Raw genomic sequence first — 18,122 nt, 5'->3', positions numbered from 1 at the left:
GCTTTTACAATACTTTGCTTAGGAACGCTTTAGTGCGTTCGTGTTGCGGGTTGCCGAACAATTCTGCTGGCACGTTCTCTTCCACGATATAGCCGCCGTCAATGAACATGACGCGATCGCCCACTTCACGGGCAAAACCCATTTCGTGCGTGACAATGACCATCGTCATCCCTTCGACCGCTAGTTGCTTCATAACGTCGAGGACATCGCCGACCATTTCCGGGTCAAGCGCCGATGTTGGTTCGTCAAAAAGCATTATTTTAGGGTCCATCGCAAGTGCGCGGGCAATTGCAACGCGCTGCTTTTGGCCGCCTGACAATTCGCCCGGGTAGGCATTCGCTTTTTCACGTAAACCGACTTTATCGAGTAGCTCATATGCTTTTTCGGTAATGGCTTTTTTGTCGTTTTTCTTCAGTTTCATCGGTGCGAGTGTAATATTTTCCAATACGCTCTTATGCGGGAACAAGTTGAATTGCTGGAACACCATGCCCACATCCTGCCGGACTTTATTGATGTCCACTTTCGGATCGGTAATATCGGTTCCTTCGATATAGACATGCCCGCCAGTAATTTCTTCAAGCCGGTTCAGACAGCGGAGAAACGTACTTTTTCCGGAGCCGGAAGGACCGATGACGCAGACCACTTCTTTTTCTTCAATCACTGTGCTCATGTCTTTCAGCACTTCAATTTTTCCGAAGGATTTTTTTAAGTTTTCCACTCTGATCATAGTCATCGCAATACAAACTTCCTTTCTGCAAAGCTTGCCAACATTGAGAGCAAGTAAATAACAATGAAGTAAATGACTCCAAGGGTCAAGTAAATCGTAAAGGCTTCAAAAGTCTGGCTTGCTTGAATGCGCCCTTCCTGCGTCAAATCGGCGATGCCGATAACCGACAGCAATGAGGTGTCCTTCAATGAAATGATTGCCTGGTTTGTAATGGTCGGCAGCATCCGGCGGAAAGCCTGCGGCAAGATGATGTAACGCATATTTTGAGTAGCGTTCAATCCAAGCGAGCGCGCTGCTTCTGTCTGCCCTCTGTCAATAGACTGGATGCCGGCACGGATAATTTCCGAGAAATAAGCACCAGCGTTGATGGCCACTGTGACAATCCCGGCCGTTGTATTGTCCATCGAGAAAAAGCCAAGTGAATTGAGACCAAAATAAATGAAGAATAACTGGACGATAAACGGCGTTCCACGTATCGCATCAACGAAGAACTTCGCAATCCAGTTTAGGATTTTGAACGGGGCCAAGCGAAGCAAAGCCACGATTAATCCAATAATAAAACCAAGAATGATTGCAATTATGAAAATATACAGCGTAACTTGCAATCCTTCCATCAAATACGGCATGGCATTCCTAATCGTATCCATTTCCACGTCTCCTTTATATACAGAGAAACTTTAATCGGCAGAAAGTAGATTCACCTCTGCAGATTTCCAGCTAATCCAATCAAATCTTGGCAACAGTTCGCCAATAAAACCGGATAAAAAAATGCAGCGCGCTGCTGCGCGCCACATGTAACCCATTTATTCGGCGATGTATTTATTAAGAATTTCATCGTATTCTCCGCTGTCGCGAAGTTCTTTAAGACCCGTATTGATTTTTTCAAGCAAATCAGCGTTTTCGCCTTTCAATACAGCAATTCCGTATTGATCGCCTGTCAAACGTTCTCCGGCAGTTTTAAGGTCTAAACCGCTTTCAGAAATCGCATAAGCGATAACCGGGTAATCTTCAAGAAGTACATCGGCATTGCCGTTTGAAACTTCTTGGAACATCGATGGACTGTCTTCGAATTGAGCTACAGTGTAGCCATATTTCGATTCGTTGTCCATAGCGAATTTAGAGCCTGTCGTACCGCTCTTCACCGCTACCGTTTTGCCTTCTAAATCTTCCAAAGACGTAATGTCGTTATTGTCTTTGCTGACTACCAATGACAATCCTGCGTCAAAGTATGGATCCGAGAAATCCACTACTTTTTTACGCTCATCCGTGATGCTCATGCCGGCAATCGCCACATCCAATTGGTTTGCTTGAAGAGCCGGGATGATGCCGCCGAAATCCATTGGTTCGAACTGGATTGCAAATCCTTGGCTTTCCGAGATGGCCTTAATCAAATCAATATCAATCCCCGTGTATTCTCCGCCTTCTTCAAATTCAAAAGGTGGATATGTTGTATCGATCCCTACTTTATAAGTCTTTTCTTCACTTGAGCCTTCCCCGCCGCCTGAGCCTTCAGATGAATCGTCTGAGCCGCAAGCTGCTATAACAAGCATCGTTGCCAGAAGAACAAGCAGTAAACTAAACTTCTTCATGTTGTTGGTGCCCCCTTTGTCTCATTTATTAAAATACTAGATGTAGTATATCATAAAGTCTTTCTTATCAGAACCTTCCAAAGAAATTAAACAATGCTATTTTTTTCCCTACTCGTTCCCTGCTACTTTCTGCGAGATTGCACGCTTTCTCCGCAGACGGTTGAACAGGCGGAAATTATGAACGAGCGTTTTCAAAACGGCGTACAGCGGAATTGCGATGAGGATGCCGATAAAACCATAAAGCGCCGCGGCAATAAGCAGCAAGAGAATAATGGTCAGCGGATGGATGTTCAGCCGGCTGCCCATGATGTTAGGCGTGATTAAGTTTCCTTCAATTTGCTGCACAGCAAGCAGGACCAAGATTACCTTGAATGCTGTGATTAATGGATCGCCGCTCATTAATGCGACAAACAGTGCCGGCACAACTCCAATGATCGGACCAAGAAACGGAACGATCGTCAGAAGCATTGCAAAAACCGCCAGCAACAGCGCATAATCCAAATCGATGATCAAATAACCGATGAACATGAGCGTACCGACTGCCGCCGCGACAATCGCCTGGCTCACAATGTAATTCGACAAAGTTTCATCCATATCCCGCAAAACTTTGCGCCCTTCCGGCTTATGGTCTTCTGACACGTATTTCATCAAATGCGGCACAAGCTTGTCATCGTCTTTCAATAGAAAGAATAAGATGAATGGCACCACAATCAGGACGATTGCAGCATTCATCAAAACGGTCAAGACATCCATAGCATTTTTCATTAAATTATCGGAATACTTTTCAGCGTAACCGAGCACGTTGCTTTTCAGCTCATACCCTGTAAAGCCTAAAAATTCGAAGTTGGATACTGCGTTGTCGGATTCCTCCGTCATTTCTTCAACTGTTTCCGGTGCGAGCTCTGCCAAGCTTGCCACTTGTTCTTTGATGGTTGGACCAAAAAAATACAAGACTGCAGATGTGATTAAAATGAATAGCGAAAATACCGTAATAATGGCTGCAATCTTAGGGATAAAACGCATCAATAAATGTAAAAAAGGGCGGATCAGGTAATACAGCAGCCCAGCGATAAGAATCGGGGCAAAAATAGTGGTAAGCACCACTTGGAATGGCCAAATAGCGTAGTCGATTTTTCCAAGGAAAAAAAGGATGACGACCACCAGCAATGTGCCAGTGGCATATTCAAAAAAAGGTTTCTTAATCCACATGCTTTCTGTTCCTCTCCCTCTAGCAACTTTTCCGCACTACAGCGAATCGGTAAATATACTTTCTTTCCCATAATAGCATTGCTGCGGCTTCGGCGAATGCCTAAAAAAGAACATAAAAAAGAGCGAAAGCTTTACGTTTCCGCTTTCGCTCTTTGCGTTGTCATTTGTCTTCTTCTAACTCTTTCATTTCACGGTGAGTTTGAGGGAAAGCATTTGCCTGCCATTCTTCACGGTAAGCCGAATCCAATTGCGAAAGCCCTTTTTCAGCCGGGTCTGTATCGGCTATGACACTTTCGCGCTTATCAACTTCTGAACTATTTCTCATATCGATATCTTTTGGCACATTCAATTTATTTCGTTCCTGAAGTGCTCTAAAAGCGAAAATGCCGGCTCCGGCCGCAAGTGCGCTTCCAATAACTGAATTCAATGTTGATTTTCTCATAATAAATCCCTCCAAATAAAATGCTGAATAACGTTTCTTCTTGTTTGTATACCCTGAAAACAACTTTTTAACTGTTTTTGCGGAAGAAAAATTTTGGGGGCACATGGAGCGTACTTAGCAGCCAGCAGGGGGTATACTAATTTTAGATAAAAAAAAGGAGGGAAAATGCGTGAGCGAGTCGTTAAGATTTACCGATTACAATCAATTTCTTTATGCTCTTTATCATAAAAAGCACCCTTTCTTTGCGACTGCCCACCGCGGCATGTGGGGAAAAGCGCCAGAGAATTCGTTAATTGCTTTCGCCAACTGCATCCAGCACCATGTCTATTTGATCGAAATGGATCTGCAGCAGACAAAAGACGGACATGTGGTGATTATGCATGACGACACAGTCGACCGCACCACAAATGGCACCGGCAAGATTGCGGACCTCACTTTAACCGAAGCCCGCCAATTGCGTTTGAAAGAAGGAGCCGGGGGCAAGCATGCCGCGCTCACGGAATGCCAAATTCCGACCATTTATGAAGTGCTGTCACTCGTGAAAGGCAAAGCGATGATTAACGCAGACAAGTCTTGGGATGACCGTTTTGAACTTTACGAGGCGCTTGAACAGACGGATGCATTCGATCATGTGCTCCTTAAAAGCAGGCAGCCGGTCGATGAAGTCCTTGAGTTTTTCCATTCTTGTGAGAAAGCGGTGCATTATATGCACATCATCACTAACGAAAACCTTGATCAGCTGGATGAGCTATTTGAACGCTTTCCGCCCGTGGCCATCGAAATCCTTTTTCAACACGATTCGGATGTGGTGCTTTCTGAACCTGTCCTGTCAAAAATGAGAAACCGCGCCAATCTATGGGTCAACTCATTGGACGATGGCGAGAATGCTGGCCATAACGACGCCTTGTCATTGATAGATCCCGAGCGTGGGTGGGGATGGCTTTTAGACCGCGGCATTAATATGATCCAGACCGATTACCCTGAAAAAGCGCTCGCGTACGCGCAGCATCGATTGACCGGCAAAAGCTGATTCCAGCTTTTCCCTATCTTTTATTGAGCATTTATTAAATGTCAAATAATTATCAATAAATACATTTTAATGTTATAAATTTTCAGTTTTAATGATATAATTCACTTAAATAAGGGAGGGATTTTCATGAAAAACATCCTGTCTATTGCAGCGGCTGTCGTCCTTGCATTCAGTGTTTTTTCGGTTCCTGCCAAAGCGGTTGTAACATTCGATGACTTTTTCGCCACCGATCCATTTGCGTTCGAAGTCATCTATTTACACGAAATGGGGATTGTCACCGGCTATCCGGATGGAACGTTCCGGCCCAATAATCCTGTCACACGCGCTGAAGCCATCACAATGATCGGCCAAGCATTGAAGCTTGACGGAACCCAGCGAGCCACATCGTTCAAAGACGTGAGTGCCTCGCATTCAGCTTCCGGCTTTATTGTTTCCGGTGTTGAAGCAGGGATTGTCAAAGGCTTTCTTGATAAAACGTTCAAACCGGATGCGCCTGTGACGCGCGGCCAGGCGGCAGTAATGCTAGATCGGGCTTTTGAATTCGCCGATGCCCCGGACACCACGTTTAAAGATGTCAAACCGCGTAAAAATTATTTTGACGCGATTTCACGTCTGGAATTCGCTGGTGTAGTGGAAGGCTATCCGAATCATACTTTCAAGCCTGCCAAAAACATTAGCCGCGTTCACTTTGCCGCATTCCTGGCGCGCGCCTTCGAACCGTCTTTTGTTCCTGAGAAGCGCGAATTGCTGAATGATGCCAATGACATATTGGCGGATTTAAAAGCCAAGAACTTTGAAAACGTGTCTGATTATGTCAGCGCAGATGAAGGAATCGTTTTCTGCCCTTATAGCGGCGGCTGCATGGGTGACGACAGCGGTATATCCTTCACGAAAGCCGAAGTCGCGAATTTCATGGAAGATAAGGAAGAGTATTTATGGGGTTATCAGGATGGAAGCGGTTTTCCGATTGAATTGACACCGGCCCAATATTACGATGAGTATTTGATGGATGCCGCCTACACCGCAAAAGAACGCTACGGCATCACCAAACAGCCGATGACGATGGAACAGATCCATGAACGTTTCCCAGGGGCGACCATCGTCGAGTTCTATTACCCAGGCACCCAGCAATATGATTTCATGGATTGGCAGAACCTCAATATGGTCTTTGCCAAAGACTGCAGCGGCGAATGGCATTTAATCGCCATCGTCAATAATCGCTGGACCATTTAGCCAAATTCAAAAGCGGACACAGCGCATCAAGCTGTGTCCGCTTTTCTTATTCTCCCGCTCTTTTTTCGAGCAGCCCGACCAATGCGTGTTCAAAATTATCATTATGTTCCTGCCGGCGCTTTTTAGGGCCCTTCATGCGACCGCCGCTCTGCCGGATTTTTTTTGCTATGTGGCGCCCATGGAGAAGTTGGTCTATATTTTCATCGGAATAAATGCGGCCGTTCTGGTCGATTGGCACTCCTCTTTTTGCAAGCACCATGGCCGCTAAGCCGTAATCCTGCGTCACGACGATATCACCTTTGTCGACTTTATTGACCAAAACGAAATCCACCGCATCTGCGCCTTTTGAAACAGTGACCGTTTCTGCTCCTTCTCGCTGCATGATGTGCGCCGTGTCGCAAATCAACAAAACCGGAAGCCCGAATCTCTTTGCTGCCGCTATTGTCAAATCCACGACTGGGCACCCGTCAGCGTCAATCAGCACTTTTGTCATTTCTGTTTCCTCCGCTCCGCCAATTCATCGACCATTTTTTCTGCTGCCCGACGGTAAAGGTTGCTGGTATGGACGAGTGATGCGATAAGCAATACCTCTTTAAGCTCATCCGCATCCTCCATGTCTCGGGCTTGGTGTTCCGCTTCTTCCGACTGTTTATGAAAAATGCCTTTGAAGATTTCCACATTGCTTTGCTGAAGCTCCAGGAAGCTGGCATAAAAGCTTTCCACATCCCATTCATTCTGCATGGCCTTTTCATTGACGCCATCCAACACTTTCTTAACATCGTTGATGGATAATACGCTTTTCATCTGATAAATCAAGCTGATTAACATAATATGGTTACGTGAATATTTTTTATTTTGAATCGGATAAAATATTTTTCCTTTGGCATAATTGTTGATCATCGTTTTTGTTAAGATTTTTTCTTCGCTATTCCGTTTAGCATCTGCGAAAATTTCTTCAAAAAGCTGGATCACTTGATCAATGTATAATTCGATTTTCGGTATATCATCGGCCAACACCTGTTTTTCTAAAGCCAGGCTGTTCAGCCATTCCCCATTTTCCTGCATCCGCATTCACCTTCGTTGCTTTATTTGATACCGTAATTTTACCCTATCATCTCAAATTCTCCAAACTTGACCTCATAAATAAATCAATGTATCATTATATGTAGTTTCAATAACTACTTTAGAAGAGGTGCATATTTACATGCGTACTTATATCCGTGAACCATTCAACGCATTATCCCATTTAGCAGGAGCCGTACTATCTTTCATCGCTCTTTTGATGATGGTCATTAAAGCTTCATACAACCAAGCTCCTCCTATACACTTAGCCGCAGTCCTGATTTTCGGCATCAGTCTGATATGCCTTTACTCGGCATCGGCGATTTACCATAGCGTCAAGGCGAGCCCGAGATTCATCGCATTTTTGAGAAAGCTGGACCATTCGATGATCTACGCCTTGATCGCAGGATCGTATGCGCCATTTTGCCTTATCGCTTTAGAAGGCACGCTTGGTGCCGTGTTATTCGCATTGGTCGCGGTTATCGGCTTGAGCGGCATTTTCTTTAAAATGGTGTGGTTCCATTCCCCGCGCTGGCTTTCAACCGTCCTCTACATCGCCATGGGTTGGATCATCGTTTTTGCAGTCGTGCCATTGGCTGGCCAATTGTCGCTTGTCGGCTTGCTGCTGCTGATAGTGGGCGGCGTCCTTTATACAATCGGTGGTGTCATCTATGCGCTGAAACCGGAAATTTTTTCACATATGCGCCTCGGCTTTCATGAAATCTTCCACTTATTCATTTTAGCCGGCAGCTTGTGCCATTTTCTTGCCGTTTATTTTTATGTACTTTAATCACTCTCTCCCATGTTCCGAATACTGGAACATGGGCTTTTTTTACCGATTTGCGGAAGGCGGTTACACGATAATAAATTAAGTGTTATGATAACTCAAACGTTTCGGAAGGGGCATTAACAATGACAGACTTATCAGCAGCAGATGAAAAAACTGCCGAGAAATTATTTCAAGCCTATGTACATAAGCAGCAAATTGATAAAGAGCAAATACCAGGGGCATTGGACAAACAGCAGGCATACGGTATCCAGCATGCGCTGACGGCGAAGAAAATCCATTCCGCCGGTGAAGAGTTAAAAGGCTATAAAGTGAGTTTGACCAGCCCCGAAACACAAAAGCTGTTCAATTCGACCACTCCGCTATACGGTGCGTTGATGTCTTCTGCATTGTCAGGCGGCATTATCAACCTGGCAGGGATGTCTTCACCTTTGATTGAAATCGAATTGATCTTCATCGCCCAAGAAGATTTGTTCCCCACCGACAGCGTCGCTGACATCCTTCAAAAGACCGTTGTCTGCCCGGGAATCGAAGTGCCAGATTCACGTTTTAATGACTGGTTTCCCAAAATCACGCTTGGCCAAGTGATTGCGGACAGTGCTGTCGCCGGCAAAATCGTTTCTGGTGCGCCGGTCTCTTCTGTCACCTATGAGGGGTTGGCGGATATCCAAGGCGTGCTCCGTCTCAATGGTGAAGAAATTGCGTCCAATAGCTCAACTGCAGTACTGGGGCATCCGGCGTTGGCAGTGAAATGGCTCGTTGACGAGTTGGCTCTGCACGGCAATACATTGAAAAAAGGGATGTACGTGTCCTCCGGAACTTTTATCTCTCCAAAAAAATTGGAAAGAGGCTTTTATACAGCAAGCTATGAAGGTCTCGGTGAAGTAGCGTTAGAGGTTGTTTGATAAGAAAGGACGTTACGGCCGTTTGAAGATCAACATAAAAAAACCCTTTTCCTCGCCGAGGAAAAGGGTTTTTTGCTGCTTTAAATAAGGATGCCCTGCTTTTTGGCGTCAAACGTGAGTTCATCGCGGAAATCCGGATGCGCGATGCTGATCAGGCGTTTCGCCCGTTCGGAAATCGATACGCCGTGCAGGCGCGCGATGCCGTGTTCGGTCACGATATTATCAACATCATTTTTCCCGGTCGTGACGACGGAGCCTGGTGCCAGCTGGAGTTTGATGCGGGAGATGGTATTGTTCTTAGCTGTCGATTGCATGCAGATATAGCCTTTGCCATTTTCCGCAAAACGCACGCCGCGAGCAAAATCGATTTGGCCGCCGCTTGACGAATAATACTTGCCGCCAACCGTTTCCGATGCACATTGGCCAAAAAGGTCCACTTCGGTTGTCGCATTGATGGAAACGATGTTCTTCTCTTTCGCGATTTCCCTCGGATCGTTAACAACGCTGACCGGCAGGAATTCCACAACCGGATTATCATCGATGAAATCGTATAACTTTTTAGAGCCGTAAGCGAAAGTGGCAACAATTTTACCGGTATGAGTAAATTTCCGCGTGCCGTCGACCGCACCGGATTTAACGAGATCGACGATGCCGTCCGGCAGCATTTCCGTATGGATCCCCAGATGGCGATGGTCTTTCAGCATGCTGATGACCGCATTCGGCACCGATCCGATACCAATTTGCAGCGTATCGCCATTCTGGATATCTTCAATGACAGATGCTGCAATCAGCAAATCTTTGTCGCCGACCGCAGGAGTATTTTCTTCCGCAAGCGCTTCGTTGTGTTCGATGAAACCGGCAATTTGACTAATGTGGATTTGGTTGCGCCCGTAAGTTCTCGGCATGTGTTCGTTGACTTCCAAAACAAACGGGACCTTGCCGACAAATTCAGCGACGTAATCCGCCTGCGTACCGAACGTGAAGTAGCCGTGTTCATCCATTGGCGATGCCACTGTCATGATCATCGACATTTTCGTCACTTTTTGCAGCATGCGCGGAACTTCGTGGAAATTATTCGGTACAAGTTCCATTTTCGCTTGCTGGTACACTTTCCGGGTAGCGCCACTCAGGAAATACGACACATGCTTCAAGTGTTCAAACTCACCGTTGATATAGCGGCGGCTGCGCAAAGCAAGCATCTGATGAATTTTAACGCCTTGCAATTTTTCTGCATGGTCCTCCAGAATATCGAGCAGGCGGACCGGTTCGCCGTTGGCAATCGGCACGATGATGTCTGAGCCAGGTTCGATCAAACGGATCAGTTCTTCGGGGTTTAATTTTTTCGTCATGGTATTTTCACTCCTGCTTTTACAAATATCTTTTTACTTTACCACAGCTTCCGGCCCTTGCCCATGAAACTTTAGCGGCCCTTTCTAGCGATGCTGTAAACGAATCCGCCGATGCCGAATGCCGCCAGAAGCCCCCATACAATGAGAAGCATCCCTTCCCAAGTGCTTTGCCCTCCATTTTGATAACCATAAAATTGCAGAGCAAAAAAAGCGGCGCTGACCAACGCAATAACGCCAAAATAAATCAACCGCGTTTTCAAACTCCATTTTTTCATATCGCTCGCCCCTTCTTGTTCTTTTTATGGATGCCTTTATTTGATGACAAATTTCGTCCGGCTAAAGCCTTCTTTTGATTTATGCACTTCCAGGATGGCTGGAATGGCCGCTTTCAGTTCCTGGACATGGGAAATGACACCTATGATGCGGCCCGATTTTTGGAGGTCGATCAATGTGTCAATCGCTTTATTCAAAGATTCTTCATCAAGCGACCCGAATCCTTCATCGATGAACATCGTGTCAATCGAAACATTGCCTTGGAAACTCTGGATGACGTCTGCCATGCCGAGCGCCAAGCATAACGATGCGTTGAACTTCTCGCCGCCTGACAAAGTTTTTACGTCCCGCGTCTGGCCGGTATAAGCATCATAGACATCAAGGCCGAGACCGCTTTGTTTGCCGCGCGCTTCCTGCCGGTTGCTGCGCATCAGATAAAACTGGCCGTTTGACAGATTTTTCAAGCGCTCATTTGCGGATTGGATGATCTGCTCCAAATACTCAATCTGCAAATAGCGTTCAAACGAGATTTTTAGGCTGTTCTGGCCGCGGACCATGTCATGGAGGTCGGTGATGCGGTTCATTTGTTGTTCCATCTCCGCCGCTTTACCGGAAGCCTGAATGATTTTCGCCGTTAAACCGGCAGCTACCGATTTCAAATCCTTGCTTTGGTTCCATTCGCCAAACGCCGCTTCGTATTCCGCTTTCAATTGGCTAATTTCAAGTTCCAAGAGGCTGAGATCCGATTTGGCCTTGCCTGAAAGTTCTTCCCGCAGCTCCTTGGCCTGCTGTTCTGCGGTATGGAATGCCTGCCTGAATTGCTGGTTCGAGCGCTGCAATTCCCCTCGTGCCGCTTCCGGCATTCTCGCCTGCTGGTACGCTTCTTCAGACTCAAACTCGGATTTTTGCAGCGCTTCACGGTATTGCTGCAGCGCCGTCTCTTTTTTAGACACGGCTTCCGCTGCCGCTTCGCTTCTATGCACAACCGCAACAGCAGCAGCGGCGACCCGTTCTTTCCCAAGCTGCAAGCCTTTTTGCGCATTTTCCCAACTGCGCTCCAGCTGTTCTTTCTTATCTTTTATGCGCCTGATTTTTTCGCTCAATACCGCCATGGTCCGGACTTCCTCAGGAATGGACAGCAGGCGCTGTTTAAAAACAGCCTGGGCTGTCTCGAAAGCGGAAACCTGCAGCTGCGTCTTACGGGCAAGCTCTGTTTTGCTGGTTTCCAATCCACTCGCTTTTTCGGTTTTCAACGCAAGCCGCTCTTTCAGCGTCCGCAGCTGCTGCTTATCCAAAAACAGTCCTTTGACTTCGCTATCCAACTCACGCCGATTTTGCTCCAGCTCTGTGTGCAGCTCTTGCGCTTTTTCAGCAGCCAAACCTAGATCCGTCACTGTACGACGTTTTTCGATCAGTTGCTCTTCTATGGAATTCGCTTTTGCCAGAGCGTCCCGGTATTGCCCGTCCACCAAATCCAGATTCGCCTTCGCTCCGTCCAAACGGACTTTCGGCACTTCTTCATGGTGCCCGCCGTTTTCTTTGGCAGGATGCTCGGTGCTGCCGCATACCGGACAGGCTTCTCCGTCATGCAGTGCAGCAGCCAACACTTGCGCCTGATTACCGAACCAGCTCGCTTCAAGAGCCTTATATTCTTCTAAAGCCGCTTTGTAAGCAGCCTGTTTGCTGCTGTTTTCAGTGATGTGGCGCAGCTGCGCTTTTTCGAGCGCCGTTAATTCCATCAGCACGCGGCATTGCTCATTCAGCACGGAAAGCACGGCCTGTTTGTCATCAAACGTTTCAAGCTTCGTTTCGAGCAAAGCGATGTCCGCTGCCAATTCTTTGCACGCTTCTCTTTCGGCCAACCATGCTGCTTCAGCTTTTTTCTCATCTACTGCTGATTTTTTTGCAGCAGCTTCCATTTCCGCCAGTTCTCTTTGCTTAGATGCAAGCTCCTGAACTGCTGGCAATAAACTCTCCAGATGCATCAGCTGCCGCCGCACTTCATGGCGCCCGTCTTCCTGCTCCAACTCATGCGCAAACACTGACTCGGCAGATGCCAAAGCATTCGCTGCCTGCTCTTCCGCTTTTTGCGCATCGGCAAATAGCCGTTTTTTTTCAACTTCGCTTTGCTGCAGCTCCTTGAACAGATTTTCCAGCCCTTCGATCAGGCTGGCCCGCTCCGCTTTTTGTACAGCGCGTTCTTGTTCTTCAATAGAAGCAAGCTGTCCATCCAGCTGCCCGAGACGCCGTTCTTTCTCTTCCAGCTCGCCAATCCGGTCATTCCACTTTTTCGCTTCGTAATAAGTAGCCTGTTTTTCGCCATGCTTACTAAACACCGCTCCATAGCGCTGCTCATCCCGAAGCTCTTTTTCGCTGTAATGAATTGTTTCGCTGTCCAATCCATCCAGCACTTGGTGGATGTTGATGTGATCGCGCTGAATCAGCTCGAACAACTCGCTTTCCCGAGCCGGCAGTGCTGAAGCGATGCTGCTGATATGGCTTTTGAGCATCCGCTCTTCAACGCCGTAGGCTTCTGACGCTGCGTCTTTTTTCTGTTTCAATCGCTCGCTGATCATTTTATACGGCTCGGTCTTGAAAATTTTGCGCAAAATCTCTTCTTTATTGTCCGTCTCGGAAGTCAATAGCTTCCTGAATTCCCCTTGCGGCAGCATGACAATCTGGCTGAATTGGTTTTGCGTCAAGCCCAGGAGGTCTTCCACTTTGCGGTCGATTTCAGAGACGATTTGGCGCTCCACGCATGGGACTTCCCCGTTCTCCGTAATTTCAAAAAACTCATAGCGGTCGCCTGTTGCGCTTTTATTGCCCGCTTTGACATGGCTCATCTGGCGCAGGATGCGATACGTTTTTCTATGTATCTCAAACTCCATTTCCACGCTTGTGTGGGTGTTGCCGTCAGCAAAATCACTGCGCAAATTACGTGGTTCAGCACGGTCGGAACCGCTCGCGGAACCGTAAAGCGCGAAACTGATTGCATCGAAAATCGTCGTCTTGCCGGAGCCGGTGCTGCCGGAAATGACGAATAGCTGATTGCCTTTCAAATCGGCAAAATCAATCGTTTCGCTCCCTTTATAAGGTCCAAATGCGGTCATTTTCAGTTTTAAGGGTTTCATTTTTTCACCTCCGCTTTGACGCCATCTTCTTCGTGAAGAAATTCTTCCAACACTTCTTTAAAAATCATTTCTGTCTCTTCAGCTGCTCGCTCGCCTTTCACTTCTTCGTAAAAAGCATGGAACAATTTCAACGGATCCATCTCCCGGCGCGAACCGTTGTCGCTTTGGAATCCTGCGCCCCCAGCCAGCTTCCGTTCGACATGCATCGCATTCGGGTAAACCGACCGGATTTTTTCCATCGGATAAAGAATCGGCGTTTCATCCAGCAGCTTGACGAAAACATAGTCTTCGTTGACCTCATGGCGCAGCAAATCTTCTATAAAGGCTTCGACAGTCCGCATATCGCGCTTCGGCAGCAGCAATTGTTTTTCAGTGGTGACGTTTCCGTCGCCATCGATGTCGACCACGAGAAAACCTTTTTGGTGGCGTTCTTCCGAAATCGAATATTTCAGCGGAGACCCCGCGTAGCGTATTGTTTCATTCAGCACATGATGTGCTTGGTGCAGATGGCCGAGTGCGGTGTAATGGAATGCCGCGAAGTGGCGTGCTTCCACATGCTCCGCTCCGCCGATCGACAACGGCCGTTCAGAATCGCTGGTGTTTTCCTGCTGTTCGCCATGCGGCGTCACGAAGGCGTGGCCAACCGCAATATGGCGCGCAGCCGGATCAAGCGATTGTGCGATATTCAGCGTCAATGCTTCTGCAGCATCGTTGTGTGAGCGGATTCCCGGATTTTCAAGTGCATAGCGAACTTGAGACGGATCTGCATAAGGCAGCAGGTGGATGTGGACTTCCCCAAACTCGTCCGCAATCACTGCAGGCGCATGGTCTTTTGCCACATGGCCCGCGATGTGGATGCCGTTTTTGCGAAACACTCGGCTCCCGAAATTCAGGCGTCCTGGGCTGTCGTGGTTGCCGGCAACTGCAAAGACCGGCGTGTTTAATTCAAGGACAATTTTTGCAAGGGTTTCGTCGAGCAGGTTGACAGCCTCGGTCGGCGGCACGGCACGGTCGTATAAATCACCTGCGATGATGACGCAATCCGGCCGCTGTTCTTCAACTGCAGCGATAAACTGGTCCAAGATAAAACGCTGGTCTTCTGTCATGTAAACCCCTTGGACCAGCTTGCCGAGATGCCAATCGGCGGTATGGAAAAATTTCATATTCAAGCTCCTCTCTTTTTCTGAAAAGAATATATGTTCGTTCCATTATACACGAAATCAAATTGCTTGTTTGCTCCGCATTTATACTCTATAATAAGAACAAACGTTCTATTAAGGGGTGAAAGCCAATGCGCGCGCAGATTTTAAAGGCATTCAAATATCAGCAGCTTGTGGACATCATGTACATGGCCAACGACGGAACCATCAGCAAACGACGCATCAAAATTTTCAAAGTCAGCGGCGAATCGTTTCAAGCTTATTGCTTCCTGCGGAATGAAAAACGGACGTTCAAAATAGACAACGTCTTGTCGCTGATTCCCGTAACGCGCAAGGAACGCTTAATCATTTGATGGATGCCAGCGCCGCCATTGCGAATATTTCCAACCCGTAAACCCCAGCTATCTCGTGATGGCCGGGGTTTTCCTATGATTTCGGAAATACCCTCTATTGCTGAAGAAATACGCTCTGCAACGGCCAATATACACTTTACTGAACTTGAAAAAAGCCCCATAGTTGGCGAAATACGCTTCTCACCGGATTTTATTCCAATAAAAAAAGCCCTCGAGGGGCTTTTTTCATTGATACCATGCTCCGACAATCGGATAATCGAATTTTTCGTTGTTCAATGCTTTGATAATGCCCATAACCGGCACGATGATTGTCATCAAGCCGAAAATGATCAGCATCGGAATGCCGATGATGACAAACATCAACAAACTTGAAATGAACAGCAACACGCCCATGGCGAGTTGGAACAGCAATGCCTGAATCGACAATTTCTTCACTTCTTGGTCGCTCGTAATCAGGAAAACGATAAACGGCACTAAAAATGGCGCAAAGAACGCGCTGGCGTGGACGAGCACTTTCAATCCTGTATTTTCCATCCTATTGACCTCCAGTCAATTTTCTTGCTTCTGGTTAATTATACGGATGGGCGGCTGAAAAGTTTCAAGAAGTTATTCACTGATGCGCAGAACGACTTTGCCGAATTGCTTTCCGGCAGCCAGGTAATCAAAAGCTTCCTGAGCTTCGTCCAAAGCAAAAGTCTTATCGACTATCGGAAGCGTCTCGTATTGTTCCATATGGGCGATCAAGTCGCGGAGTTCTTCGCGGCAGCCCATTGTCGAACCGAATAACTGGTATTGCCCGTAGAAAAAGCTGCGCAAATTGAAATCGACATTGTCTGAAGTCGTCGCGCCAAAGATGACGATGCGTCCGCCTTTTTTCAACGCTCCCAACGACCTGTTGAATGTCGCGCCTCCGACGCTATCGATGACCAGGTCAACTGTTTCATCCGCTAATTCTTCAACCCAGTCGCTGTCTGTGGCAATTGCGCGGTCCGCTCCGATGCGCAGCGCATGTTGGCGCTTTTCTTCGCTGCGCGACGTCACGACTACGCGGGCTCCAGCGTTTTTCGCGAACTGGATAAGGAATGTCGCCACTCCACTGCCCGCTCCCGGAATGAACAAAGTCTGCCCTTTTTCCAATTGTCCTTTTGTGAAAAGCGCTCGGTAGCCCGTCAGCGCGGGCAACACTAAGCCCCCTGCTTCTTCCCAGCTCATATGCGCAGGTTTGCGTTCGATCTGCTCTGCGGAAATTGCGATTTTCTCCGCGAACGTTCCGTGATCCGGCATGCCGAGAATATCGAATTCTGCTGGCGGCGCGTCACTATTCTTAAACCAGCGCAATGCAGGATTGATGATAACTTCTTCCCCTTCGGAAAAATCCGCTACCCCTTTCCCCACCTTTTCAATGATGCCCGCTCCGTCAGAACCGATCACCAACGCTTCAGGATTGTCACCGTAGCGCTTCAAAAGGCCAAGGTCGCGGCGGTTGATGCCCGCTGTTTTCAAACGGACAACCACTTCGCCGCTTTTCGCTTCCGGCTCTTGCATGTCTTTCAATTTAAATTGCCCTGCTTCCATAACGAATGCTTTCAATTGCGTCACCCTTCCGTGAATTGTCGACTGAACAGCTCCAATTGCTCCATGCTGATGATATCCTGCGAGAACAACGGAATAAAAATCAATTCCTGCTTCGGAAATGTTTCTTTGATCAGCTCCAGATATTTTTGTTCATGCTTTTTCCGCTCCATCAAAAACTCGCCATCCGCCTCTTCAGGCAGCACCTTGTTAATGATCAGCGTCTTTACGTGCAGATGGTATTTATGCAAAAGCTCCAAGGCTTTTTTCGTTTCCAGGATCGGCAGGCGCTCCGGATTCAGCACAAAGATGAAGCCGGTCTCCTTTTCATCCAATAGGATGTCGCGTGCTTTTGAAAAACGTTCCTGGCGTTCACGGAGCACTTCGTAAATCGGATCTTCCCGCGGCTGGCCGTCATTCAAGAGTGCGGTGTAATTTTCGTTCGTTTTCCGCCTTTTTTCGAGCAGCCCTTCTATCCACACGCCCATCAATTCAGGCAGTGTCAGCAAACGGATAGTGTGCCCGGTCGGCGCCGTATCAAAGACCAGCTTATCAAAATTTTTGCGCTCTTCCAAAATGATATGGATCAATTTGTCGAACAACGCCGCTTCATCCGCGCCTGGTGATGCTTTGGCCGTATCGAGCTGGCGATTCACTTCCTCCATCATGCTCGTATGGACCGTCCCTTTGATATTGGCTTTAACCCCTTTGATGTAATTATCTGTTTCGATTTCCGGATCAATTTCAAGAGCAAAGAGATTGTCAGCGATTTCGATGGTCTTGCCACCGATTTCACGGTTAAAGATGTCGCCGACATTATGTGCCGGATCAGTCGAAATCAATAAGGTTTTATTGCCTTCCTTAGCCGATTTCCAGGCGATTGCGGCTGCCGAAGTTGATTTTCCGACCCCGCCCTTGCCGCCGACAAAGATGATGCTTTTTGTTAAGACATCCATTATTTCCCCTCACTTCCTCAATGTTCAACAGCAGCGGATGCCGCTTAAAGGAGACTTTTCCATTCCCATCCGCAAGTGCCAATCGTGAAATTCTTCGATCATATACGGATACAATTCAAGCGTGTAATAGTAGACAGGATTCGGGATTCCGAGCATTTCCGAATACAGCATCAACAGGAACATGTCATCTTCAGCACGCAATTCGCGCGCGATTTCGGTGCGGTGCGGCAATTCCAAGACTTCCTCGTAATAAGCGATCAATTTTTTTAGCTTATCAAGCATGTCTGCACACCTCCTTCTTATGTATAAAGAGAAGGGATCACAACGTACATGATCCCTTCCGG

At 47.4% G+C, this 18,122-nt stretch carries 20 protein-coding genes; 5 read left to right on the top strand and 15 right to left on the bottom strand.

Annotated features, from left to right (window positions below):
• Window positions 1-4: 4 nt before the first annotated feature.
• The 5 genes from AC4EHB_RS13780 to AC4EHB_RS13760 form a co-directional block, all read right to left on the bottom strand.
• On the bottom strand, window positions 5-733 hold the full coding sequence (locus tag AC4EHB_RS13780; RefSeq protein WP_490976178.1) for an amino acid ABC transporter ATP-binding protein: 729 nt from the start codon (window positions 731-733) through the stop codon (window positions 5-7).
• Window positions 730-1,374 (bottom strand): amino acid ABC transporter permease, encoded by a 645-nt coding sequence (locus AC4EHB_RS13775; RefSeq protein WP_490976179.1) that lies wholly within the window; start codon window positions 1,372-1,374, stop codon window positions 730-732. Before AC4EHB_RS13775 ends, AC4EHB_RS13780 begins: the two co-directional genes overlap by 4 nt.
• Before the next feature lie 156 nt (window positions 1,375-1,530).
• Window positions 1,531-2,316 carry a transporter substrate-binding domain-containing protein gene (locus AC4EHB_RS13770; RefSeq protein WP_490976180.1) on the bottom strand — a complete coding sequence of 262 codons (786 nt, stop codon included), beginning with the start codon at window positions 2,314-2,316 and terminating at the stop codon, window positions 1,531-1,533.
• A gap of 108 nt (window positions 2,317-2,424) precedes the next feature.
• The gene (locus tag AC4EHB_RS13765) at window positions 2,425-3,525 is read right to left on the bottom strand and encodes an AI-2E family transporter (RefSeq protein ID WP_490976181.1); all 1,101 of its coding nucleotides are present in this window, start codon (window positions 3,523-3,525) and stop codon (window positions 2,425-2,427) included.
• A 160-nt stretch (window positions 3,526-3,685) separates the two neighbouring features.
• Complete coding sequence (locus tag AC4EHB_RS13760; RefSeq protein ID WP_490976182.1) at window positions 3,686-3,967, bottom strand: hypothetical protein; 282 nt, start codon at window positions 3,965-3,967, stop codon at window positions 3,686-3,688.
• A gap of 169 nt (window positions 3,968-4,136) precedes the next feature.
• Here AC4EHB_RS13760 and AC4EHB_RS13755 point away from each other — a divergent pair, with 169 nt between their 5' ends.
• The gene (locus AC4EHB_RS13755) at window positions 4,137-4,997 is read left to right on the top strand and encodes a glycerophosphodiester phosphodiesterase family protein (protein ID WP_490976183.1); all 861 of its coding nucleotides are present in this window, start codon (window positions 4,137-4,139) and stop codon (window positions 4,995-4,997) included.
• A 126-nt stretch (window positions 4,998-5,123) separates the two neighbouring features.
• Complete coding sequence (locus tag AC4EHB_RS13750) at window positions 5,124-6,230, top strand: S-layer homology domain-containing protein (protein WP_490976184.1); 1,107 nt, start codon at window positions 5,124-5,126, stop codon at window positions 6,228-6,230.
• Window positions 6,231-6,276: 46 nt separating this feature from the next.
• Here the strand turns inward: AC4EHB_RS13750 and AC4EHB_RS13745 are convergent, their stop codons facing one another.
• Window positions 6,277-6,723, bottom strand: a complete 447-nt coding sequence (locus AC4EHB_RS13745; protein WP_490981858.1) for a YaiI/YqxD family protein — start codon at window positions 6,721-6,723, stop codon at window positions 6,277-6,279.
• Window positions 6,720-7,295, bottom strand: coding sequence for a DUF1836 domain-containing protein (locus AC4EHB_RS13740; protein ID WP_490981857.1), 576 nt, complete (start codon window positions 7,293-7,295; stop codon window positions 6,720-6,722). The genes AC4EHB_RS13745 and AC4EHB_RS13740 overlap by 4 nt, the downstream gene beginning before the upstream one ends.
• A 139-nt stretch (window positions 7,296-7,434) precedes the next feature.
• Here AC4EHB_RS13740 and trhA point away from each other — a divergent pair, with 139 nt between their 5' ends.
• Together trhA and AC4EHB_RS13730 are read left to right on the top strand one after the other, a co-directional pair.
• Window positions 7,435-8,082, top strand: coding sequence for a PAQR family membrane homeostasis protein TrhA (gene trhA, locus AC4EHB_RS13735; RefSeq protein ID WP_490981856.1), 648 nt, complete (start codon window positions 7,435-7,437; stop codon window positions 8,080-8,082).
• 122 nt (window positions 8,083-8,204) lie between these two features.
• Complete coding sequence (locus AC4EHB_RS13730) at window positions 8,205-8,984, top strand: 2-keto-4-pentenoate hydratase (RefSeq protein WP_490981855.1); 780 nt, start codon at window positions 8,205-8,207, stop codon at window positions 8,982-8,984.
• An 80-nt stretch (window positions 8,985-9,064) separates the two neighbouring features.
• On the opposite strand, the gene AC4EHB_RS13725 is transcribed toward AC4EHB_RS13730, so the two are convergent.
• The 4 genes from AC4EHB_RS13725 to AC4EHB_RS13710 form a co-directional block, all read right to left on the bottom strand.
• Window positions 9,065-10,333, bottom strand: coding sequence for an acetyl-CoA hydrolase/transferase family protein (locus AC4EHB_RS13725; RefSeq protein WP_490976189.1), 1,269 nt, complete (start codon window positions 10,331-10,333; stop codon window positions 9,065-9,067).
• Window positions 10,334-10,404: 71 nt separating this feature from the next.
• Window positions 10,405-10,608: a hypothetical protein gene (locus tag AC4EHB_RS13720; RefSeq protein WP_490976190.1), complete on the bottom strand. Its 204-nt coding sequence runs from the start codon at window positions 10,606-10,608 to the stop codon at window positions 10,405-10,407.
• A 36-nt stretch (window positions 10,609-10,644) separates the two neighbouring features.
• Window positions 10,645-13,737, bottom strand: a complete 3,093-nt coding sequence (locus AC4EHB_RS13715; RefSeq protein WP_490981854.1) for an AAA family ATPase — start codon at window positions 13,735-13,737, stop codon at window positions 10,645-10,647.
• The gene (locus AC4EHB_RS13710; protein ID WP_490981853.1) at window positions 13,734-14,900 is read right to left on the bottom strand and encodes an exonuclease SbcCD subunit D; all 1,167 of its coding nucleotides are present in this window, start codon (window positions 14,898-14,900) and stop codon (window positions 13,734-13,736) included. The genes AC4EHB_RS13715 and AC4EHB_RS13710 overlap by 4 nt, the downstream gene beginning before the upstream one ends.
• Window positions 14,901-15,028: 128 nt before the next feature.
• Here AC4EHB_RS13710 and AC4EHB_RS13705 point away from each other — a divergent pair, with 128 nt between their 5' ends.
• Window positions 15,029-15,250, top strand: a complete 222-nt coding sequence (locus AC4EHB_RS13705) for a transcriptional regulator (protein ID WP_490981852.1) — start codon at window positions 15,029-15,031, stop codon at window positions 15,248-15,250.
• A 225-nt stretch (window positions 15,251-15,475) separates the two neighbouring features.
• Here AC4EHB_RS13705 and AC4EHB_RS13700 read toward each other — a convergent pair whose 3' ends face one another.
• The 4 genes from AC4EHB_RS13700 to AC4EHB_RS13685 form a co-directional block, all read right to left on the bottom strand.
• On the bottom strand, window positions 15,476-15,784 hold the full coding sequence (locus tag AC4EHB_RS13700; protein WP_490976194.1) for a magnetosome magnetite crystal formation protein family: 309 nt from the start codon (window positions 15,782-15,784) through the stop codon (window positions 15,476-15,478).
• A 72-nt stretch (window positions 15,785-15,856) separates the two neighbouring features.
• On the bottom strand, window positions 15,857-16,840 hold the full coding sequence (locus AC4EHB_RS13695; RefSeq protein ID WP_490976195.1) for a zinc-binding dehydrogenase: 984 nt from the start codon (window positions 16,838-16,840) through the stop codon (window positions 15,857-15,859).
• A 5-nt stretch (window positions 16,841-16,845) separates the two neighbouring features.
• Window positions 16,846-17,778 carry an ArsA family ATPase gene (locus AC4EHB_RS13690; RefSeq protein WP_490981851.1) on the bottom strand — a complete coding sequence of 311 codons (933 nt, stop codon included), beginning with the start codon at window positions 17,776-17,778 and terminating at the stop codon, window positions 16,846-16,848.
• Window positions 17,779-17,802: 24 nt separating this feature from the next.
• Window positions 17,803-18,081 carry a cory-CC-star protein gene (locus tag AC4EHB_RS13685; protein ID WP_490976364.1) on the bottom strand — a complete coding sequence of 93 codons (279 nt, stop codon included), beginning with the start codon at window positions 18,079-18,081 and terminating at the stop codon, window positions 17,803-17,805.
• Window positions 18,082-18,122 lie beyond the last annotated feature (41 nt).

Source organism: Planococcus sp. TJ-302, assembly GCF_058268455.1.
Note: the sequence above shows the minus strand (reverse complement) of the source record. Positions and strands in the feature narration are given on the sequence as shown.